The sequence below is a fragment of the Amycolatopsis sp. NPDC039088 genome (genome assembly GCF_055598845.1).
On record NZ_JBVKAE010000025.1, the window covers coordinates 123,922 to 144,354 of the forward strand.

The following is a 20,433-nucleotide window of genomic DNA, read 5'->3' on the forward strand; positions in this document are numbered from 1 at the left end:
CCAAGCGGAACGCCGATCCGGTAACCGCGACGTGACGAGGAGCGACGTGGTGGGCAACGGCGAGGGGCGCAGGTCGAAACGGGCGGACGCCCGCCGCAACGAGAAGACCCTGCTCGACGCGGCCGCCGCCGTCTTCGTCACTTCGGGCGTCGAGGCGCCGGTCCGCGACATCGCGGCCAAAGCGGGCGTCGGGATGGGCACGATCTACCGGCACTTCCCGACCAGGTCGGATCTCATCATCGCCGTTTACCGGCACCAGGTCGACGCCTGCGCCGAAGCGGGTCCGGAACTGCTGGCGTCGAGCGATTCCCCGTACGAGGCGTTGCGGCGCTGGATCGACCTCTTCGTCGATTTCCTGGTCACCAAACACGGTCTCGCCGCGGTGATGCAGTCCGACAACGCCGGGTTCGAGACGCTGCACACCTCTTTCCTCGACACGCTCCTGCCCGTCTGCACCCGGTTACTCGAAGCGGCGGCCGAAGCCGGCGAGATCCGCGCGGACCTCCAGGCGTACGAGGTCATGCGCGGGATCGGGAACCTCTGCATCGGCGCCGACAGCGATTCCCGCTACGACGCGCGACGGCTGGTCGGCGTCCTCATCGCGGGGCTGCGCGTCAGCCGTTGAGCATCTTCAGGAAGCCGTTCTCGTAGGCCGCGGGATCCGCGTCGTAGCCGACGTTCTGCGGTGTTCCCTCCGGTGTCACGTAGGTGCGTCCCGCCGCGGCGCCGTCCTGCCGCACGTCGACCTTCGCCGGACGCAGCTTCACCGGGCTCACCGCGTCGAACACCTCGGACGAGGCGAGGGTGTCCCACCAGTACGCCGACCCGTCCTGGACGTAGGGCGTGAGATCGGGCTGCGTGACGATCGCGTGTACCAGTTTCGCTTCCGCGGTACGGCCTTCCCGGCCCAGACGCTCCACATAGGACGGTGTGATCGGGACGTCGTTCGTGGCGTCCAGCGGCACGATGTCGACGCGGCGGAGCCGGGCGAAGACCTTGTCCGCCGACGCGGGGTCCAGCCACATGTTGACCTCTTGGGTGCCGTCGAACTTTTCCGCGCCGGGACCGAACAGGTTGCCGGGGACGTCGAAGGCGCCGCCCATCACCGCGAGCCGCGAAATCCGCTGTGCCACACCGGGAACGTCCAGCGCCTTGGCGACATTCGTGAGCGGGCCGGTCGCGATCACGACGACCGGCTTCGCCGACTTGAGTACCGTCGCGGCGAGCAGCGTCGACGCGCGGACGCGTGACGGGCGATCCGGGACCCCCGCGTCGCCGAGCGCGCCGTTGAGGATGCTCTCGGTCCAGGCGCGGCCATCGGCGGGCATCGGGTTCACGCCGGTGCCGGAACCGTCGGCGACCGGAATGCCGGAGAGACCGCATTTCCCGAGCGCCGTCCGGACATGGGTCAGCGCGCGGCCTGGGGTTCCGGCGCCGTTGTTGGTGACGGTGACCGCGCGCAGGTCGATGCGGCGCTGTTTGTGCGCTTGACACAGATACGCGAGCGTCGCGATGTCCGCGAAATCGGAATCGCCGTCGTACACGACCGGGACGGGGGAGGACGTCGGCGTCGCCGAGGCGGCCGGGGCGGCGGCCACGCCGAGGGCGCAGACGAGCAGGGCGGAAAGCACGGCACGAGACGGGAACATGGCGTCACCGTAGCGAGAAACGCGGTTTTCGAGTAGGACCAAGGTCCTCTTCGGTGCCGAATCCATGGCACCGGGTCGCCGGGCGCGCTACAACTCGATTATGGAACGTACACAGTGTTGTGTGGTGGGGGGCGGTCCGGCGGGGATGGTGCTCGGCCTGCTTTTGGCGCGAGCCGGGGTCGAGGTCACCGTTCTGGAAAAGCACGCGGACTTCTTCCGCGATTTCCGCGGTGACACGGTGCATCCCCCGACCTTGATGTTGCTCGACGAACTCGGCCTCGGTGAGCGGTTCGCGGAACTCCCGTCGAAACGGCTGGAGAAGATGCGGATGCACATCGGCGACACGATGATCGTCGCCGCCGATTTCAGCCGCGTTCCCGGGCCGCACAAGTACATCGCGATGGTGCCGCAGTGGGATTTCCTGAACCTGCTCGCGGAAGCCGCCACCGAGGAGCCGACCTTCACCCTGCGGATGGGCGCCGAGGTGACGGGCCTGCGTGCGGGCGGCGGTGTGCGGTACCGCGATTCCGACGGCGCCGAGCGGGAACTGGCCGCGTCGCTCGTGGTGGGCTGCGACGGCCGCGATTCCCTGGTGCGCGCCGCGACCGGGCTCGTGCCGAAGGAGTACGAGGTGCCGATGGACGTCTGGTGGGTTCGCGTGCCCAAACTCGACGACACCGGCAAGGAGGCCCAGGTGTTCGGCCGGTTCGAAGGCGGGCTCGCCGGCGTGACCATGGACCGCGGCGACTACTACCAGACGTCGTATCTGATCAGGAAAGGCCAGGACGCGGCGCAGCGGGCCGAGGGCATCGAGAAGTTCCGTGAACGGATCGGCGGCCTGTTCGGCTGGGGAGACGGCGAACTGGAGGCGATCCGCGACTGGGACGACGTCAAACTGCTGAAGGTCCGGATGTCGAAGCTCCCGCGCTGGTACTCCGGCAGGGTGCTCTGCCTCGGCGACGCCGCGCACGCGATGTCGCCGGTCGGCGGGATGGGCGTCAACATCGCGGTACAGGACGCTGTGGCGGCCGCGCGGATCCTCGCCGCCCCGCTGCTGCGCGGCACGCTGACCGCGCGGGACCTCGCCCGCGTGCAGCGCCGCCGGGCCGTCGCCGTCTCACTCGCCCAGAAGCAGCAACTGGGCGAGCACAAGATGCTCGTCGAGCCCGCGCTCGACGGCACGCTGACCGGTCGCACGGTGCCGTTCCCGCTCCGGCTCTCCGACCGCTTCCCGCAGCTCACCGCCGTCGCCGCCTTCCTCGGCGGCATCGGCCCCTTACGGGAGAAAACCCCGGTCTTCGCGCGCCGCTGACCCCGCGTTTCGTCCTCTAAGTGCGGTACTTGCGCGTGCAACTACCGCATTCAGAGGACGAAACGCGCGCACAATGGGGGTGTGAGCGATCCAGTGGCGGGTTTCGTCGGCTTCGCGGAGGCTTTGCGCGAAGCGGGCTTGCCGTGCGACGCGCACCGGGTCCAGGCGTACCTCGCGGCCGTGGGCGAGGTCGACCTCGCCGATCCCGGGCAGCTGTACTGGGCTGGACGGCTGACGCTGTGCGCCGATCCCGACGACCTCCCACGTTACGACGCCGCCTTCGATGGCTGGTTCACCGAGACGGAAGCCGGACCGCGCCGCCGGGGCCGGGAAGCGGCCCCGAAACGGGCCAGGATCGCCACGCTCACGCAGGCGCCAGGCCAAGGCGAGTCCGGCGCGGAACCCGACCGGCTCCGCGTGGCGGCGAGCGACGACGAGATCCTGCGGCACCGAGACCTCGCCGAGCTGACCGTCGCCGAACGCGCTCACCTGCGGGAACTGCTCGCGAAACTGCGGCCCGCCCTCCCGCCGCGGTCATCGCCGCGCCGCCGTGCCGCCCGGCGAGGCGCCCTCGATCCGTCGCGCACTCTCCGGGCGATGCTGGCAGGCGGCGGCGAACCCGTGCGGTTGGCATACCGGCGGAGGGGCGTGAAGCCGCGCCGTCTCGTCTTCCTGATCGACGTCTCCGGCTCGATGGGCCCGTACGCCGACGCCCTGCTGCGGTTCGCGCATGTCGTGTCCCGGAGCACTCCCGGCCGCGTCGAGGTGTTCACCCTGGGTACCCGGCTCACCCGGGTGTCCCGTCAGCTGCGGCTGCGCGATCCCGAACACGCGATGCTCGCCGCGGCCGCCGCGGTCCCCGATTTCGCGGGCGGGACCAGGCTCGGCGAGACCCTCCGGGCCTTCCTCGACCGCTGGGGGCAACGCGGTGTGGCCAGGCGTTCCGTGGTCACCGTGTTCTCCGACGGCTGGGAACGGGGCGACCCGGGACTGCTCGGCGAGCAGCTCGCCAGGCTGTGCCGGCTCGCGCACGTCGTATTCTGGGTGAATCCCCATGCGGGGCGGGCGGGTTACGCTCCCGTGCAGTCCGGCATCGTGGCCGCGCTCCCGTACCTTGATCGGTTGCTGGCCGGGCACAGCCTTGCCACGTTGGAACGACTGCTTGTGGAGATCGCCGATGCGTGACGTACTGGACGAACTGCACCGCCGCTGGGCCGCCGGTGAGACGGTGGGGGTCGGCACGGTGGTGGCGACGTTCTCGTCGGCGCCGCGGAGCCCCGGCGCGGCGATGCTCGTCGCCCCGGACGGCACGGTCACCGGCAGCGTTTCCGGTGGCTGCGTCGAGGGAGCGGTCTACGAACTCGCGCAGCAGGTGGTCGCCGAACGCGCACCCGTGCTGCAGCGCTACGGCGTCACCGACGACGACGCCTTCGCCGTCGGGCTGACCTGCGGCGGGATCATCGACATCTACGTCCAGCACGTCGACCGCGACTCGATGCCGGAACTCGGTGACGTCGTCGAATCGGTCCACAGTGGACAGCCGGTTGCCGTGGTGACGGTGGTCGAGCACGAAAGTCCCGGACTGGTCGGGGAGCATCTGATCGTCTGGCCGGACCGCGTCGCCGGTTCGCTCGGCTCGTCGCGGATGGACGACGCCGTCGTGGACGACGCGCGCGGCATGCTCGCCGCCGGCCGCACCGGCACGTTGCACTACGGGCCGGACGGGCAACGCCGCGGTGAGGGGATGGCGGTCTTCGTCAATTCCTTCGAACCGCCCGCGCGCCTGCTGGTCTTCGGCGCGATCGACTTCGCCGCCGCGATGGCGAAGATGGGCGCGTACCTGGGCTATCAGGTCACGGTCTGCGACGCGCGGCCGGTGTTCGCGACGAAGAGCCGGTTCCCCGACGCGCACGAGGTCGTCGTCGACTGGCCGCACCGGTACCTCGCGGCCGAGGTGGAAGCCGGCCGGATCGACGGCCGGACCGCGATCGCCGTGCTCACCCACGACCCGAAGTTCGACGTGCCGCTGCTGGAGGTCGCGTTGCGTCTCGACGTCGGCTACGTCGGCGCGATGGGCTCGCGCAAGACCCACGACGACCGGTTCGCGCGGCTGCGCGAGGCCGGGCTGACGGAGGCGGAACTCGAACGGCTGTCCTCGCCGATCGGCCTCGACCTCGGCGCGCGGACGCCGGAGGAGACGGCCGTGTCGATCGCGGCGGAGATCATCGCACTGCGGTGGAGTGGTTCGGGTTCGCGGCTCGCCGAACTCAGCGGCCGGATCCACGGCTGACGCCGGGCACGGGGACGGCCTGACTCGACTTGACCACCTCAAAGGCGGGCAAGGTCTCGAAGCGTTTGACGTGCTCCTCGAACAGCTTCCTGGACAGGTACCGGCTTCCCTTGAGGTCCGGGGTGAGCAGGACGACGACGTAGTCCCACTGCCCGACGATGCTGTAGCAGTGCTGGACGCGGGGTTCGGCCAGCATGCGCGCGCGAAAAGCGGTGTGGTGCTTCTCGTCGTCGTCGCTCAGCGCGACCAGGACGACCGACGTCATCCCGGCGCCCAGCGCCTCCGGATCGAGTACGGCGACCTGCGCACGGATCACGCCCGCGGCTCGTAACCGGGTCAGCCGTCGCTGGACCGCGCTCGGGGAAAGGCCGACGGCGTCACCCAATTCGTGCAGCGGGCGGGCCGCGTCCACCTGGACGAGGTCCAGCAGCAGGTGGTCGATCTCGTCCAGTGGCACGCAAGATTTTTGCACGTGAGCGGGAAAATTTACAATCGGGATGATCGGCGTACCGCCTAACTTCGACGTCATGACCGACATCGACCTGCAGCTGGACCACGTCGCCGAAGCGGCGAAGGTGATCGACCCCGTTTTCCTGAATTCACCGCAGTACAGCGACGAACAGCTGAACGAGCGCCTCGGCAGGCGCGTGCTGGTGAAGATCGAGACGCTGAATCCGTTGCGCAGCTTCAAAGGCCGCGGCGCGGAATACTTCGCCGCCGGACTGGAGCCGGGGACGACCCTGGTGTGCGGGACCAGCGGCAACTTCGGGCAGGCCATCGCGTTCGCCGCGAGGAAGCGCGGCCTGCGCGCCGAAATCTTCGTCCCCGCCGACATCTCGCCGGTCAAACTGCGGCGGATGAAGGCACTGGGCGCGAGGGTACGCCGGGTCGACGGCGAGGCGAAGCTCGCCGCGGCCGCCTTCGCCGCCGAAGCCCCGGACCGCGTCTTCGCCGTCGACGGCCGTGATCCCGCGATCTCCGAAGGGGCGGGCACGATCGGCCTCGAACTGGCGGCGGAGCGCGGGATCGACACCGTCGTGCTCCCGGTCGGCGACGGCGCGCTGATCGCCGGGGTCGCGCTCTGGCTCAAGGCGCATACGCCGGACGTCCGGATCGTCGGCGTCGGGGCCAGGTCGGCGCGGGCCATGGTGACGAGCTGGCGGGCGGGCGAGCCGATCACCGTCGAGCGGGCCAACTCGTTCGCCGCCGGGATCTCGATCCGGACCCCCGAGGCGGAATCCGTGCGGCGCCTGCGGTCACTGGTCGACGACTTCGTGCTGGTCAGCGACGACGAGTTGCGCGCGGCGATGCGGCTGGGCGCGGAAACCCTCGGCGTCGTCCCGGAACCCGCGGGCGCGGCAGGCCTGGCCGCACTGACCGTGCACGACCTTCCGGGTGACCTGGTCGCCACCGTGGTCACCGGGGCGAACGCGGACCTCTCGGTGCTCGGCATGGCGAGGTGAGTCCGCCGGAACCAGCCGGTCGGCTCAACGACGTCAGTCGATCAGCCGTCGCCGGCCCAGCGCGAGGGCTGGTGTGCTCGGATGATGTTGCTGAGACGCACCTTGACGGTGTTCGCCGCCATCGGCCTGCTCCTCGCCCCGGTCACCACGCAAACCGCCGCCGCCCAAACCACCGCCCAGACCGGCACCCCGGACAGCAGGCTCATCGAATGCTCGGAGGCCGATCACCACGGTGACAAACGGCTCGGCCCGGAGAGACTCCCCGTCCTGGGCGACGTCGGCTTCCAGCTCATCGGCTACCGCCGCACCGGGACGCTGACCGAGCAGCGTTTCCTCGACACCTATTACGACCCGGCGGCCTCTTCGTGGCGCTATCCGCCGAAGAACGGCTACGTCCTGCGCCCCGACGGGACGCCCATCCAGTACGTGATCACGTTGACACCGGGCAAGCGAATCGACCGGTACGGCAGCGAGTACGGCTCGTTCCTCGCGCCGAAGGGCTCTCCGTACGCTTCGAGGGCGATCCCGCCGCAGAGTCTCGACTCCGCGCCTGCCGCGAGCTGCAACTATCACGCCTATCGGGTGGCGAAGTCCTTCGCGGTCCAGTCCGGTCCGATCGCCGCGTGGTTCGCCCAGCCGGGTGGTGGACTCCAGTACCAAGTGGACGGTGCGTTGCTGCCCGGTTCACCGCCTTCGGTCAATGTCGGATGGTTGATCGCCAACGGATTCCTCGAGCGCTTGAAGTAAGGCTCACAAGTCCGCACTTACGGTGAAAATCGTTGACTCGAAACGCGTCTGCGGTTCCGGCCCGGAGCGACCCCCTGGTGGGGGTTGTCCCGGCCGGGCAGAAGTAGCACGCTCGACTGTGAGTCCGATCACGGTCCGCCCGCGGTCGGTCCGTGCCAACCGAATGACCGGCCGCTCCCGAACGACCCCGGACCCAGCGCGGGGTTTCTCTCGCTTTTGGAGGCCTGATGCGCATCACCGTCACCGTCGACGGCACCAGCTACACAGACGACGTCGAGCCCCGCACCCTCCTCGTGCACCATTTGCGCGAACGGGTCGGGAAGGTAGGCACCGTGGTCGGTTGCGACACCAGCAACTGCGGGGCCTGCACCGTCCACCTCGACGGCCACAGCGTGAAATCCTGTTCGGTACTCGCGGTGCAGGCCGATGGCTGCGAGGTCACCACGATCGAAGGACTCGCCCGCGACGGCGAACTGCATCCGGTGCAGAAGGCCTTCCACGAGAACCACGCGCTCCAGTGCGGTTTCTGCACGCCCGGCATGATCATGCAGTCGATAGACCTGCTCGCCGACAATCCCGATCCCGACGAGAAGGCCGTCCGGGAAGGACTCGAAGGCAACCTGTGCCGCTGCACGGGTTACCAGAACATCGTCCGCGCGGTGCGCGACGCCGCGCACCAGATGCGGCCCGGTGCCGGTCCGGAGGCCGAGCGGCTCGCCTCGGACACCGCTTCCCGCGTCGGCGCGGGTGGTGAGTGATGACCTCCACGATCGAGCCGGAGATCGGTAGGGCCCGCCGCCGCAAGGAGGACGAGCGGCTCATCACCGGCAGGACACGGTGGACCGACAACCTGACGCTGCCGGGGATGCTGCATCTCGCGGTGCTCCGCAGCCCGTTCGCGCACGCCAAGATCGTGTCGATCGACGTCACCGAGGCGAAGTCCGCGCCAGGGGTCGTCGCGGTGTTCACCGGGAAGGATCTCGACCCGGAAAGCGCCATCGGCATGCCGTGCGCGTGGCCGATCACGCCGGACATGAAATCGCCGAGGCGACCGATCTTGGCTTCGGAAACGGTGAATTTCGCCGGTGAAGGCGTCGCGGTGGTCGTCGCCCGCACGTCGGCCGAAGCGCACGACGCGCTCGAAGCGATCGACGTCGAGTATGACGAACTGCCGGTCGTTCTCGGACTCGAGAACGCGCTCGCCGAGGGCGCCCCGCTGGTGCACGAAGAGCTCGGCACCAACCAGAACGCCGTGTGGGTCTTCGACTCCGCCGACGCGGGAACGGGTTCCAGCGTCGAGGACGCCATCAGCGACGCGGAAGTCGTGGTCAAACGCCGGTTCCGCCAGCAGCGGCTGATCCCGGCGTTCATGGAACCGCGGGCGTGCGTCGTCGATCCGACCGGCAGCCAGCTGGTCATGTGGTCGGCCACCCAGGTGCCGCACATCCTCAAGACGATGACCGCGGCCACGCTCGGCCTGCCCGAGCACAAGGTGCGGGTGATCGCGCCGGACGTCGGCGGCGGGTTCGGCGGCAAGATCGCCGTGCTGCCCGAAGAAATGATGTCGACGCTGATCGCCAAGCGGCTCGGCAAACCGGTCAAGTGGACCGAGTCGCGTTCGGAGACGATGGTCGCCGCGCATCACGGCCGCGACCAGATCCAGGACATCACCATCACCGCGAACCGTGACGGCACGGTGACCGGCCTCAAGGTCGAACTGCTCGCCGACATGGGCGCGTATCTCGGTCTCGTCGGCCCCGGGGTGCCGATCCTCGGCGCGTTCATGTTCAACGCCATCTACAAGTTCCCGGCGTACCACTTCGCCTGCACCAACGTGTTCACCAACACCACGCTGACCGACGCCTATCGCGGCGCCGGGCGGCCGGAGGCCACGTTCGGGATCGAGCGGATCATGGACGAGCTCGCCGTCGAACTGGGCATGGACCCGATGGAGCTGCGCGAGAAGAACTGGATCAAGCACGAGGAATTCCCGTTCACCACGGTGGCCGGGCTGACCTACGACTCGGGCGACTACGAAGCCGCCACCGCCAAGGCCAAGGAACTGTTCGACTACGACGGCCTCCGCCGTGAGCAGCGGGAACGACGGGAATCGGGTGATCCGGTCCAGCTCGGCATCGGCATCTCGACGTTCACCGAGATGTGCGGTCTCGCGCCGTCGCGGGTGCTCGGTTCGCTCGACTACGCGGCGGGCGGCTGGGAACACGCGGAGATCCGGGTGCTGCCGACCGGCAAGATCGAGGTGATCACCGGCTCCTCCGCGCACGGACAGGGCCACGAGACGGCGTGGAGCCAGATCGTCGCCGACAAACTCGGCGTCCCGTTCGAGGACATCGAAGTCCTTCACGGCGACACCCAGTCCTCGCACAAGGGAATGGACACCTACGGCTCGCGGTCGCTGGTCGTCGGCGGGATCGCGGTGATCAACGCGGCCGACAAGGTGCTCGCGAAGGCGAAGCCGATCGCCGCGCACCTGATGGAGTGCTCCGAAGACGACCTCGAATTCGAGGCGGGCAAGTTCTCCGTCAAGGGCACGGATTCGTCGACGTCCATCCAGGACATCGCGTGGGCCGTGTTCTCGGCGCACAACCTGCCGGACGGCGTCGAACCCTCGCTGGATTCGGCGGACACGTTCGATCCGGAGAATTTCTCCTTCCCGCACGGCACGCATCTGTGCGCGGCCGAGGTCGACACCGAGACCGGACGGGTGCGGTTGCGGTCCTACGTCTGCGTCGACGACGTCGGCGTGGCCGTCAACCCGCTGATCGTCGAAGGCCAGGTGCACGGCGGGCTCGCGCAGGGCATCGCGCAGGCGCTGTTCGAAGAGGCCGTCCACGACGAAGGCGGGACGCTGACCACCGGGACCTTCGCCGACTATCTGCTCCCGTCGGCGGCGGATCTGCCCAACTTCACGACCGACCGCACCGAGACACCGTCGACGACGAACCCGTTGGGCGCCAAGGGAGTCGGTGAGGCCGGCACGATCGCCTCGACGCCTGCCGTGGTCAACGCCGTCATCGACGCTGTCCGGCACTTCGGGGTGAACGACATCGAAATGCCGTTGACCCCGATGCGGGTCTGGCACGCCATCCAGCACGGGTCCGCCTCGGCGGGCGGCCTCGGTTCCGAAGCCGGTGGCGGTCTCGGTTCGATCGACGCCTCCGGAGGTGCCCAGTGATCCCCGCCCCCTTCGACTACGTCGCTCCGTCCACAGTGGACGAAGCGATCAGCGCGCTCGCCGAGGCGGGCGAGGACGCCAAGGTACTGGCGGGCGGGCAAAGCCTGCTGCCGGTGCTGCGGATGCGGCTCGCCACGCCGACCACGCTGATCGACCTCGGGAAGATCGGTGAGCTGCGCGGGATCACCGAAGACGGCGACGCGCTGGTCATCGGCTCGATGACCACGCATTACGACGTCCAGCGGGACACGCTGGTCGCCGAACACGCCGCGCTGCTCAAGGCCGCCACCGACACGGTGGCCGATCCGCAGATCCGTCACCGCGGCACGTTCGGCGGTGCCATCGCGCACGCCGATCCCGCCGGTGACCTGCTGGCGCCCGTGCTCGCGCTCGGCTGTGAACTCGTCGTCGCCGGACCGGGCGGGCGGCGGACGGTGCCCGCGGCCGACTTCTTCCAGGACATGTTCACCACGGCCCTCGCGGCGGACGAGATCCTCGTCGAGGTCCGCGTCCCGAAGCACACCGGTTGGCGTGCCCACTACGAGAAGTTCAACCGGGTCGCGCAGGCGTGGTCGATGGTCGCCGTCGCGGCCTGTGTCCGCACCGAGGCGGGGACCATCGAGGAGGCGCGGGTCGCGCTCACCAACATGGGCTCCATACCGGTGCGGGCGGCCGGGGTCGAGGCGGCGCTCGTCGGCTGCGCGGCCACCGCCGAGGCGATCCGCGGCGCGGCCGAACACGCGGCCGAAGGGACCAACCCGACGGCCGACGGCAACTCCGACGTCGAATACCGGCAACATCTCGCGCGGGTGCTGACCGGCAGGGCGGTCCTCGCCGCGGCAGGTTCGTAACCACGAGAAGGGAGGTCGGCCCGTGCGGCTCGACCACGAATTCACCGTCCCGGCCCCGGTCGACGAGGTCTGGCAGGCCGTCGTCGACCCGGAACGGGTGGCGCCGTGCATGCCGGGCGCCACCATCACCGGGGTCGAAGGCGACACCTTCAAAGGCACGGTGAAGGTCAAGCTCGGGCCGATCTCCTTGCTCTACAAGGGATCCGGCGAGTTCGTCGAAAAGGACGCGGACGCGAAACGGGTGGTGATCAAGGCGTCCGGCAAGGACGCCCGCGGCGCGGGTACGGCGTCGGCGACGGTGACGCTCACCTTGACCGAGAAGGACGGCGTCACCCATGGCGCCGTCGCCACGGAGCTTTCGGTCACCGGCAAACCGGCGCAGTTCGGGCGCGGGATGATCTCCGAGGTCGGGGGCAAGATCCTCGACTCCTTCGCGGACTGTCTGTCCGGCAAGCTCGGCACGCCCGAGCCCGAGAAACCCAAGGAACGTCCGCCGTTGCAAGCGGTCAAGCCGGTGTCGGAGGGCGAAGCCATCGACCTGATGGAGTACGCGGGCGAATCGGTGGCCAAACGGGTCGCGCCCGTGCTGGTCGTGCTCGCCGGCGTGCTCGTGATCGTCGCGATCGTGCGGGCTGTGACGCGGCGGACACACTGACGGAGAAGGAAATAGCCGGGGCCCGCCACCGTTGAACCCGGTATGAAGGCGGATCACGAAGTCGACGTGGCGGTGATCGGCGCGGGCCAAGCCGGTCTGTCCGCGGCATACCACCTGCGTCGCGCGGGATTCGCCAACGAGGCGGGCTTCGTCGTGCTCGACCACGGCAAACGCCCCGGTGGCGCGTGGCAGTACCGCTGGCCTTCGCTGGTGATGGAGAAGGTCCACGGCGTCTACGACCTGCCCGGGATGGCCTTCGGTGTCCCGGATCCGAAACTGCCCGCGGCCGAGGTCGTCTCCGAGTACTTCGGCCGCTTCGAACGCACCTACGACCTTCCGGTCCGTCGCCCCGTCGACGTCCTGTCGGTGAGCGCCGAGGAAGACCGCCTGGTCGTGGCGAGCGCGACCGAGACGTGGGCCGCCCGCGCGGTGATCAGCGCCACCGGCACCTGGGACCGGCCGTTCTGGCCGTACTACCCGGGCCAGGAGACTTTCCGCGGCCGTCAGCTGCACACCGCCGACTACACCGGCGTCGGCGACTTCCGCGGCAAACGCGTCGTGGTGGTCGGCGGCGGTTCGTCGGCCGTCCAGTTGCTGCTGGAGATCGCGCCCTCCGCCCGGTCGACGCGCTGGGTGACCCGGCGTCCGCCGGTCTGGCGCGACGAGCCGTTCAGCGAGGACTGGGGCCGCGAGGCCGTGGCCAAGGTCGACCGGCGGGTCCGGGAGGGCCTTCCGCCGGAAAGCGTCGTCAGCGTGACCGATCTGGCGGTGACACCCGAGGTGCGGGCGGGGCTGGACGCGGGGATCCTCGACCGCCGCCCGATGTTCGAGCGGATCACCCCGGACGGCGTGCAGTGGGCGGACGGGACCTTCGAGCCCGCCGACGTCATCCTGTGGGCCACCGGTTTCCGTGCCGCCATCGACCATCTCGCGCCGCTGCGCCTGCGCGCCGCGGGTGGCGGGATCCGGATGGACGGCACCCGGGTCGTCGCCGAACCGCGGCTGCACCTGATCGGCTACGGGCCGTCCGCCAGCACCGTCGGGGCGAACCGCGCGGGCCGGGCGGCCGTCACCGAGATCCGGCGCCTGCTCGGACGCTGAGGTCGTCGAGGGTCTCGGCCAGCCCGGCGGGCTTCCGGAAGAAGCCGGCGTGGCTGCTGTCGAGTTCGCGGACGTCGAACGGGTTGTCCGGGGTGAGCGCGTCGCCCTCGGCGATGTAGAGGTCCTGGACGGCGAGCGGCATGGAACGGTCCCTGGTCAGCTTGACGAAGGTGCGCGGGATCCGGCCCCAGGACTCCTTGTCGGCACGGAGGTCCCATTCGGGCCCGGTCAGCCAGAACACCTCGTCCGGCTGGCTCGTGACGACCACCTGGAGGAACTCGTCCTCGGTGAGTTCGCCGGAGATGGCGTCCCGCAGCGCGGCACGCTGCCCGCGGTCGGCGCCCCGCCAGTTGACCCGGAGGAAACCCTGTCGCGCCGGATCGCCGACGAGGAGCGGCGCCGTCGCCTTGAACAATTCGGCGGACGACCATTCGGGCAGTGCGGCATATTCCCCCGGCGCGCGGTTCACCGGGCACTGGGCGGCGATGTAGACGATCCGGTCGATCAGCTCGGGGATCGCGTTGGCGGCGCCGGTGACCGGGAGCCCGCCGAAGCTGTGCGCGACCAGGATCACCGGGCCGTGGTGGCGCACTCGACGAACGGCGTCGACGACCTGTCCGACGAAGTCGTCCAAGGTCAGTCCGCTCATCACCGACGGTTCCGCCGCGAAGGTTTCGAGGTCCTGTTCGTGGTAGGCACGGGTGAAACCCGCGCCGCGGCCGGGGAGATCGATCGCGAGCGTCCGGTGCCCGCGCGCCGCCATTTCCCGCTGGGTCGCCGTCCAACTGTGCGCCGCGCTTCCCGAACCGTGCACGAAGACAAAAGTGGGAATCATGGTTTCGAGTGTCCTGGATTCGGGCGTCTCATGAGCGTCCTCGCCCCAAAGGGTGGCAAAGAAGGGACGGCTGGGCGCTTTTCGGATTTTCGTTTATCGGCCGGTATCTCGGGAACACCGCGCCACTCCTTTGACCAGGGGAACGAAAACCACGGAATTCGCACTGGGGGATGACCATGACATCGATCGGCAACGTCGCACCGCATCATCGGGTCCGTTCCGGCACCTGTCTCACGGATCTGCTCGGATACTGGTCGGAAACGCGGCCGGAGGCGGTGGCCGTCGTCGATGGTGACCGCGAAATGACTTTTCGCGGCCTCGAAGAAGCGACTACGGACCTCGCCGTTCATCTCACGCGCCTGGGAATCGGCGCGAACGACCTCGTCGGCCTCTACGTCGAGCCATCCGCGGCCCTGATGGTCGGCGTGTGGGGCATCCTCGGCGCCGGCGCCGCTTATCTGCCGTTGTCCCCGGAATACCCGGAAGACCGGCTTCGCTACATGCTCGAAGACAGCCGCGCCGGCGTCGTCGTCACGCAGCCGCACCTCGTCGCGCGGCTCACCGGGCTGGTGCCCGCCGGGACACGGATCGTTTCCGTGACCGACGTCCGCGGCGAGACCGGGGAGATCCCGCACAAGCCTCGTCCGGACTCACTCGCCTACGTCATCTACACCTCGGGCAGCACCGGCAAACCGAAGGGCGTGATGATCGAGCACCGCGGCGTCGTGTCCCAGATGCGCTGGCTGCGGGCCTGCGGTCACCTGGGCCCGGGCGTCACGGTGCTGCAGAAGACGCCGATGAGCTTCGACGCCGCGCAGTGGGAGATCCTGGCGCCCGCCGCGGGCGCCCGGGTGGTGATGAGCGCGCCCGGCGCGTTCCGGGATCCCGAGGCCCTGATCGACACCGTGGTGAAGCACGACGTCACCACGCTGCAGTGCGTCCCGACGCTGCTGCAGGCACTGCTCGACACGGAACGCTTCGGCACCTGCACCACGGTGCGGAAGCTGTTCTCCGGCGGTGAGGCGCTCACGCGCCAGCTGGCCAGGGAAATCGTCCGCGAGCTGCCGTCGGCGCGGCTGGTCAACCTCTACGGGCCGACGGAATGCACGATCAACGCGACCGCCCACCTCGTCGACCCGGACACGATCGACGAAGGCGCGGGCACGATTTCGATCGGTGTGCCTGTCGACAACACCCAGTGCTTCGTGCTCGACGCCGATCTCGCGCCGGTCGAGATCGGGGAGACGGGTGAGCTGTACATCGGCGGGATCCAGCTGGCCCGCGGGTATCTGAACCGGCCGGAGCAGACGAGCGAACGGTTCGTGCCGAACCCGTTTGTGCCGACCGAGCGGCTGTACCGCACCGGCGACCTCGCCTACTGGAATCCGGACGGCACCATCCAGTTCGTCGGCCGCGCCGACAACCAGGTCAAACTGCGTGGCTACCGCGTGGAACTGGACGAGATCACCGTGGCGATCGAGGAGCACACCTGGGTGCGCCGGGCCGCGGCGGTGGTGACCGACGACGCGCGGACCGGCTCGAAGGCACTCGTCGCCTGCGTGGAGCTGAATCCGAGGGAAGCCGCGCTGATGGATCAGGGCAACCACGGCGGGCACCATCAGTCCAAGGCCAGCAAACTGCAGGTCAAGGCGCAGCTGTCCCATCCGGGGGTGCGTGACACCGGGGATCGTCCGGTCACCGTGTTGCCGGGGAAACAGGAGACCGGCCGTCAGTGGCGGGAGGTGTTCGCCCGCAAGACCTACCGGTACTACGAGGGCGGCGCGGTCACCCGCGACGACCTCGCCGCGCTCCTGACACCGCGCCCGGTCGGCACGTACTCCCGCGAACCCGGCGAGCTCTCGTTCGCCGAACTGGGTGAAATGATGCGGTGGTTCGGCAGATTCACCAGCGACGAGCGTCTGCTGCCGAAATACTCCTACGCCTCGCCGGGCGCGCTGTACGCGACGCAGTTGTATTTGGAGACCAGCGGTCTCGACGGGCTCGGTGCCGGGATCTACTACTACCACCCGATCGACCACACACTGGTCCTGATCGCCGAGAGTGCGACCACTGGGCACTCGGTGCATTTCATCGGCCGCACCGGAGCCATCGAACCGGTCTACAAGAACAACGTCCGTGAGGTCCTCGAATTCGAGGCAGGCCACATGGTCGGCGTATTCGAGGAGATCCTGCCCGGGTACGGTCTCACGATCAGCCCGGCGGCGTTCGACACCCGGGTGGCCGGCCGCGTCGGTGCCGCCGCCGACGACCACTATCTCGGCACTTTTTCCTGGCACGCCAACGACGGCACGCCGCGACCGGAGGACACCGAACTGTTCGTCCAGGCCCATCCGGGCCGGGTCGAAGGGCTGCCCGCCGGTACCTACCGGTGGCGGGACGGGGATTTCGAGCGGCTCTCCGACAAGCTGATCGAGCGCAAGCACGTGATCGCGATCAACCAGCAGGTGTACGAGCGCGCGGCCTTCGGCATCACCGCCGTCAGCCGCGCGAACGAGGAACGGCTCGAGTACCTCGGCCTCGGCAAGAAACTGCATCACTTGCAGCGCAACGGTTCGGCGCTGGGCTTCATGTCGTCGGGCTACAGCTCGAAGAGCGGGAACCCGCTGCCCGCCGCCCGGCGGATCGACGACATCCTCGCCGGGCAAGGGATCGCGCCCGGGCCCTCGTACTTCTTCGTCGGCGGCAAGGTGAGCCAGGAGCAGATACGTGACGAGGGGATGCGCGAAGACGCGGTGCACATGAAGGGGCCGGCGGAGATCATCCGCGACGAGCTGGCCCAGACCTTGCCGGACTACATGATCCCCAACCGGGTGCTGGTGCTGGACGAGTTGCCGTTGACCGCCAACGGAAAGGTCGACGCCAGGAAGCTGGCGGAGAGCGACGCCGTCCGTTCCGCGAGCGGCGACACGCCCTATGTCGCACCTTCGACGGCCCACGAGCGGTGGCTGGCCGAAGTGTGGGGCAAGGCGCTGAAGTACGACAACGTCTCGGTGCGGGACGACTTCTTCGCCGCCGGCGGCAACTCGCTGACCGCGGTCTCGCTGGTGAACCGGATCAATCGCGAGTACGGCACCCGGTTGCCGCTGCAGGTCGTCTTCGAATGCCCGAAGCTGGCCGAGCTGGCCGCCCGGATCGGTGAGGATTCCGCCAAGCCGTCGTCGCGGCTGGTCCCGCTGGCGACCGGCGGCGGCAGCCCGGTGTTCTGCTGGCCGGGACTCGGCGGCTATCCGATGAACCTGCGGCCGCTGGCCGCGCGAAACGGTCTGGGGCGGTCGTTCTACGGCGTGCAGGCATACGGCGTCAACGAGGGTGAGACGCCCTACGCCACCGTCGAGGAGATGGCCAAGGCCGACGTCGCCGAGATCCGGCGCGTCCAGCCGGAGGGCCCCTACACACTGTGGGGTTACTCGTTCGGCGCGCGGGTCGCCTTCGAAACGGCGTGGCAGCTGGAACAGCAGGGACAGCGGGTCGACGACCTGCTGCTGATCTGCCCCGGCAACCCCGAGCTCGGGGACGGCGGCGAACGGGTGGCGAGTTATACGAATCCGGCCTATCTGACGATCCTGCTGTCGGTCTTCCTCGGCTCGATCTCCGGGCCGGAACCGCTGGCCTGCCGGGAAACCGTCCGCGACGAGGAAGGTTTCACGGCCTTCGTGGCGAACCTGCTGCCGGCCCTTGACGAGCGGCTGATCCGGCGGATCATCCGTATCGTCGAGGAGACCTACGGGTTCGACTACACCTTCCGCGAACTGGCGCGGCGGCGGATCGCGGCTCCGGTGACCCTCTTCAAGGCCGACGGCGACGACTACTCGTTCGTCGAGAACAGCTCCGGGTATTCGGCCACGCCGCCGGAGGTGATCACGCTCCAAGGCGATCACTACAGCGTCCTCAAGGAAGACGGGGTCGGCGAACTGGTGTCGGCGATCCGCGCACGGAGCAGGAAATCCGCCTAGACGAAGGAGAACCAGCTGTGCCCGACTCCCTCGGTCCCCGCCTCAAGGTCGGTGTCGTCGTTCCGTCCACCAACACCTCGGCCCAGCCGGAACTGGACGCGATGCGCCCCGACGGCGTCACCAACCACATCGGCCGGATGATCATCGACGACGACTCCATGGTCGACCAGCCCGGATTCGAGCACGTCATGCGCGGCATCCGGAAGTCGACACATCCGGCGATCCGGGGTGTCCTCAGCTGCGATCCCGGTTGCGTGATCATCGGGGTCTCCCCGGAGAGCTATGGGGAAGGGCCGGAATCGCACGCCCGCGTCCTCGGCTCGATGGTGGAGGCCGCGGGCGGGCGCCCGGTGACGATGAGCCCGGACGCGATCAACGCGGCACTCACGGTCCTCGAAGTCCGGCGGATCGCGGTCATCACGCCGTACCTGCCGGTCGGCGACGACCCGGTGAGCCGCTTCTTCACCGGCAACGGCTACGACCTGCTGGGTGTCCAAGGCCTCGGCGCGCCGAGCCCGGTCAAGATCGCCCACGTCTCCGAGACCGACCTCCGGGACGCGGTCAAGGAAATCGACGGCGCCGACGTCGAAGCGATCGTCCAGGTCGGCACCAACGTCGCCATGGCGCGCCTCGCCGCGGCCGCCGAGTTCTGGCTCGGCAAGCCGGTGATCTCGAATAACGTCGCCCTGTACTGGCACGCCCTGCGCCAGAATGGCATCGACGACCGCGTGCGTGGCTTCGGCTCCCTGCTGGCCGAGCACTGAGCGCATCCGGCCCCATATTTGACCGAGCGTTACAGAACATGTCATGCTGGGCTCATGCCACGTCCGAAGGGATTCGATCCCATCGAAGTACTCGACGCGGCCGTCGACACGTTTTGGCGCAAGGGGTACGCGGCCACCTCGGCCCAGGATCTGGTGGACGGCACCGGTCTGGGCCGGGGAAGCCTGTACCACGCGTTCACGAGCAAGCAGCGCCTGTTCCAGGAGGCGCTGCGCCGTTACGAGGACACGTCCGCCACGCGGGTGGAGGAGATGCTGGTCGCGCCGGGCACGATCCGGGAGCGGATCCGGCGGGTGCTGATGGACGTCGTCGACGACGAGACGGCGGAGCCGTCCGAGCATCGCGGCTGCCTCGCCGTCAACGCCGCCCTCGAACTCGGCGGGATCGACGAGGAGGTCACCGCGCGCGTCCGCCACAACTTCCAGCGGGTCGAGGACGCGTTCCACGTCGAGTACGCCGCCGCGCGGCAGGAGGGCGAGATCGGCGCGAGCCGGGATCCGCGGGCGCTGGCGCAGTTCACCCTCGCCGCGATGTACGGCCTGCGGGTGCTGGGCAAGACCGCGGACCGGCAGGTACTCACCCAGGTCGTCGAAACCACCATTCAGGCGTTGTGATGTTCCAGGTTTCGTAGCGAATCCCCTCAGTCCACGCGTGGTTTCCTTCGCGCGTGTTCTTTAACGAGCGTTCCACAAGGAGTGAAGGCAAGTCATGACGGAAACCGTCGCGGTGCTCGGCACCGGAATCATCGGTGCGGCGGTGGCCCGCAACCTGAGCAAGGCGGGCTTCGCGGTCCGCGCTTGGAACCGCACCCCGGCCAAGGCCGAAGCACTGACCGGGGACGGAGTCCAGGCGTTCGCGAGTGCCGCGGACGCGGTTGAGGGCGTACAGGTCGTGATCACGGTCCTCACGGACGGCCGGACGGTGCTCGAAGCGATCCGCGCGGCCGCCCCCGCCGCCGGCACGATCTGGGTGCAGCTCAGCACCGTCGGCGACGCCGTCGACGAACTCGTCGCCTACGCCGATGAGCAGGGCCTCGTCTTCGTCGACGCGCCGGTGCAGGGCACCCGCCAGCCCGCCGAACAAGGTCAGCTGATCGTGCTGGCGGCGGGCGTGCCCGAGGCGCGCGAGACCGTCCAGCCGCTGTTCGACACGATCGGCAAGCGCACGTTGTGGGTGGGCGACGACGGCCGCTCCGGCGCGGCGAGCCGGCTCAAACTGGTGCTGAACACCTGGGTGATCGCGCTGACCCACGGCGTCGGCGAGGCACTCGCGCTGGCCGAAGGCCTCGGTGTCGACCCGAAGCACTTCGTCGACGTCGTCACCGGCGGCCCGATGGACAACGGCTACTTCCAGGCCAAATCCGCCGCGATCCTCAAGAACGACTACACCACCGCCTTCTCGGTCGACAACGCCGAGAAGGACTCCCGGCTGGTGCTCGAAGCCGCGGCTCGCGCGGGTGTCCGGATGGACGTCGTCGAGGCGGGCCGGGCCCGCTTCGCCCGCGCGTCCGAGGCCGGGCACGGCGACGAGGACATGGCGGCCGGCTACTTCGCCAGCTTCGAAGAGCGCATTTAGTC

18 protein-coding genes are annotated in these 20,433 nt (G+C 69.1%); 15 read left to right on the top strand and 3 right to left on the bottom strand.

What is annotated here, in order from left to right:
• The first annotated feature begins 49 nt into the window (after positions 1 to 49).
• Positions 50 to 625, top strand: coding sequence for a TetR/AcrR family transcriptional regulator (locus ACZ7KI_RS28990; protein WP_470276223.1), 576 nt, complete (start codon positions 50 to 52; stop codon positions 623 to 625).
• Here the strand turns inward: ACZ7KI_RS28990 and ACZ7KI_RS28995 are convergent.
• The gene (locus tag ACZ7KI_RS28995; protein WP_470276224.1) at positions 615 to 1,649 is read right to left on the bottom strand and encodes a nucleoside hydrolase; all 1,035 of its coding nucleotides are present in this window, start codon (positions 1,647 to 1,649) and stop codon (positions 615 to 617) included. The genes ACZ7KI_RS28990 and ACZ7KI_RS28995 overlap by 11 nt on opposite strands.
• A gap of 100 nt (positions 1,650 to 1,749) precedes the next feature.
• Between ACZ7KI_RS28995 and ACZ7KI_RS29000 the strand changes: the two genes are divergently transcribed.
• From ACZ7KI_RS29000 to ACZ7KI_RS29010, 3 genes are all read left to right on the top strand, one after another.
• Positions 1,750 to 2,961 (top strand): FAD-dependent oxidoreductase, encoded by a 1,212-nt coding sequence (locus tag ACZ7KI_RS29000; RefSeq protein WP_470276225.1) that lies wholly within the window; start codon positions 1,750 to 1,752, stop codon positions 2,959 to 2,961.
• A gap of 81 nt (positions 2,962 to 3,042) precedes the next feature.
• Positions 3,043 to 4,146, top strand: a complete 1,104-nt coding sequence (locus ACZ7KI_RS29005; RefSeq protein WP_470276226.1) for a vWA domain-containing protein — start codon at positions 3,043 to 3,045, stop codon at positions 4,144 to 4,146.
• Entirely contained in the window at positions 4,139 to 5,251 is a 1,113-nt protein-coding gene (locus ACZ7KI_RS29010; protein ID WP_470276227.1) for an XdhC family protein, read from the top strand. The genes ACZ7KI_RS29005 and ACZ7KI_RS29010 overlap by 8 nt, the downstream gene beginning before the upstream one ends.
• On the opposite strand, the gene ACZ7KI_RS29015 is transcribed toward ACZ7KI_RS29010, so the two are convergent.
• Positions 5,229 to 5,708 (bottom strand): Lrp/AsnC family transcriptional regulator, encoded by a 480-nt coding sequence (locus tag ACZ7KI_RS29015; protein WP_470276228.1) that lies wholly within the window; start codon positions 5,706 to 5,708, stop codon positions 5,229 to 5,231. The genes ACZ7KI_RS29010 and ACZ7KI_RS29015 overlap by 23 nt on opposite strands.
• Before the next feature lie 70 nt (positions 5,709 to 5,778).
• Between ACZ7KI_RS29015 and ACZ7KI_RS29020 the strand changes: the two genes are divergently transcribed.
• The 7 genes from ACZ7KI_RS29020 to ACZ7KI_RS29050 all read left to right on the top strand — a co-directional run bounded on the left by ACZ7KI_RS29020 (position 5,779) and on the right by ACZ7KI_RS29050 (position 13,264).
• The gene (locus tag ACZ7KI_RS29020) at positions 5,779 to 6,714 is read left to right on the top strand and encodes a threonine ammonia-lyase (protein ID WP_470276229.1); all 936 of its coding nucleotides are present in this window, start codon (positions 5,779 to 5,781) and stop codon (positions 6,712 to 6,714) included.
• An 81-nt stretch (positions 6,715 to 6,795) separates the two neighbouring features.
• Positions 6,796 to 7,461, top strand: a complete 666-nt coding sequence (locus ACZ7KI_RS29025) for a TNT domain-containing protein (protein WP_470276230.1) — start codon at positions 6,796 to 6,798, stop codon at positions 7,459 to 7,461.
• A gap of 227 nt (positions 7,462 to 7,688) precedes the next feature.
• Complete coding sequence (locus tag ACZ7KI_RS29030) at positions 7,689 to 8,219, top strand: (2Fe-2S)-binding protein (protein ID WP_037303592.1); 531 nt, start codon at positions 7,689 to 7,691, stop codon at positions 8,217 to 8,219.
• On the top strand, positions 8,219 to 10,657 hold the full coding sequence (locus ACZ7KI_RS29035) for a xanthine dehydrogenase family protein molybdopterin-binding subunit (protein WP_470276231.1): 2,439 nt from the start codon (positions 8,219 to 8,221) through the stop codon (positions 10,655 to 10,657). The genes ACZ7KI_RS29030 and ACZ7KI_RS29035 overlap by 1 nt, the downstream gene beginning before the upstream one ends.
• A complete protein-coding gene (locus ACZ7KI_RS29040) occupies positions 10,654 to 11,508 on the top strand; it encodes an FAD binding domain-containing protein (RefSeq protein WP_470276232.1) in 855 nt (284 codons plus the stop codon). Before ACZ7KI_RS29035 ends, ACZ7KI_RS29040 begins: the two co-directional genes overlap by 4 nt.
• 22 nt (positions 11,509 to 11,530) lie before the next feature.
• The gene (locus tag ACZ7KI_RS29045) at positions 11,531 to 12,163 is read left to right on the top strand and encodes an SRPBCC family protein (protein WP_470276233.1); all 633 of its coding nucleotides are present in this window, start codon (positions 11,531 to 11,533) and stop codon (positions 12,161 to 12,163) included.
• 42 nt (positions 12,164 to 12,205) lie between these two features.
• On the top strand, positions 12,206 to 13,264 hold the full coding sequence (locus tag ACZ7KI_RS29050) for an NAD(P)-binding domain-containing protein (protein WP_470276234.1): 1,059 nt from the start codon (positions 12,206 to 12,208) through the stop codon (positions 13,262 to 13,264).
• Here the strand turns inward: ACZ7KI_RS29050 and ACZ7KI_RS29055 are convergent.
• Positions 13,233 to 14,099: an alpha/beta hydrolase gene (locus ACZ7KI_RS29055; RefSeq protein WP_470276235.1), complete on the bottom strand. Its 867-nt coding sequence runs from the start codon at positions 14,097 to 14,099 to the stop codon at positions 13,233 to 13,235. The genes ACZ7KI_RS29050 and ACZ7KI_RS29055 overlap by 32 nt on opposite strands.
• Before the next feature lie 170 nt (positions 14,100 to 14,269).
• On the opposite strand from ACZ7KI_RS29055, the gene ACZ7KI_RS29060 reads away from it, so the two are divergent.
• The 4 genes from ACZ7KI_RS29060 (at position 14,270) to ACZ7KI_RS29075 (ending at position 20,431) form a co-directional block, all read left to right on the top strand.
• Positions 14,270 to 18,073 carry a non-ribosomal peptide synthetase family protein gene (locus tag ACZ7KI_RS29060; RefSeq protein ID WP_470276236.1) on the top strand — a complete coding sequence of 1,268 codons (3,804 nt, stop codon included), beginning with the start codon at positions 14,270 to 14,272 and terminating at the stop codon, positions 18,071 to 18,073.
• A 17-nt stretch (positions 18,074 to 18,090) separates the two neighbouring features.
• Entirely contained in the window at positions 18,091 to 18,837 is a 747-nt protein-coding gene (locus ACZ7KI_RS29065; RefSeq protein WP_470276237.1) for a maleate cis-trans isomerase family protein, read from the top strand.
• 54 nt (positions 18,838 to 18,891) lie between these two features.
• Positions 18,892 to 19,470, top strand: a complete 579-nt coding sequence (locus ACZ7KI_RS29070; RefSeq protein WP_465504519.1) for a TetR/AcrR family transcriptional regulator — start codon at positions 18,892 to 18,894, stop codon at positions 19,468 to 19,470.
• Between the two features lie 94 nt (positions 19,471 to 19,564).
• A complete protein-coding gene (locus tag ACZ7KI_RS29075) occupies positions 19,565 to 20,431 on the top strand; it encodes an NAD(P)-dependent oxidoreductase (protein WP_470276238.1) in 867 nt (288 codons plus the stop codon).
• Positions 20,432 to 20,433: the final 2 nt, after the last annotated feature.

Excerpts from the sequence above, each read along its gene's own strand:
- ACZ7KI_RS28995 (WP_470276224.1), bottom strand. The coding sequence starts at position 1,649 with ATGTTCCCGTCTCGTGCCGTGCTTTCCGCCCTGCTCGTCTGCGCCCTC.
- ACZ7KI_RS29000 (WP_470276225.1), top strand. The coding sequence starts at position 1,750 with ATGGAACGTACACAGTGTTGTGTGGTGGGGGGCGGTCCGGCGGGGATG.
- ACZ7KI_RS29010 (WP_470276227.1), top strand. The coding sequence starts at position 4,139 with ATGCGTGACGTACTGGACGAACTGCACCGCCGCTGGGCCGCCGGTGAG.
- ACZ7KI_RS29020 (WP_470276229.1), top strand. The coding sequence starts at position 5,779 with ATGACCGACATCGACCTGCAGCTGGACCACGTCGCCGAAGCGGCGAAG.
- ACZ7KI_RS29025 (WP_470276230.1), top strand. The coding sequence starts at position 6,796 with ATGATGTTGCTGAGACGCACCTTGACGGTGTTCGCCGCCATCGGCCTG.
- ACZ7KI_RS29030 (WP_037303592.1), top strand. The coding sequence starts at position 7,689 with ATGCGCATCACCGTCACCGTCGACGGCACCAGCTACACAGACGACGTC.
- ACZ7KI_RS29035 (WP_470276231.1), top strand. The coding sequence starts at position 8,219 with ATGACCTCCACGATCGAGCCGGAGATCGGTAGGGCCCGCCGCCGCAAG.
- ACZ7KI_RS29050 (WP_470276234.1), top strand. The coding sequence starts at position 12,206 with ATGAAGGCGGATCACGAAGTCGACGTGGCGGTGATCGGCGCGGGCCAA.
- ACZ7KI_RS29055 (WP_470276235.1), bottom strand. The coding sequence starts at position 14,099 with ATGATTCCCACTTTTGTCTTCGTGCACGGTTCGGGAAGCGCGGCGCAC.
- ACZ7KI_RS29060 (WP_470276236.1), top strand. The coding sequence starts at position 14,270 with ATGACCATGACATCGATCGGCAACGTCGCACCGCATCATCGGGTCCGT.
- ACZ7KI_RS29070 (WP_465504519.1), top strand. The coding sequence starts at position 18,892 with ATGCCACGTCCGAAGGGATTCGATCCCATCGAAGTACTCGACGCGGCC.
- ACZ7KI_RS29075 (WP_470276238.1), top strand. The coding sequence starts at position 19,565 with ATGACGGAAACCGTCGCGGTGCTCGGCACCGGAATCATCGGTGCGGCG.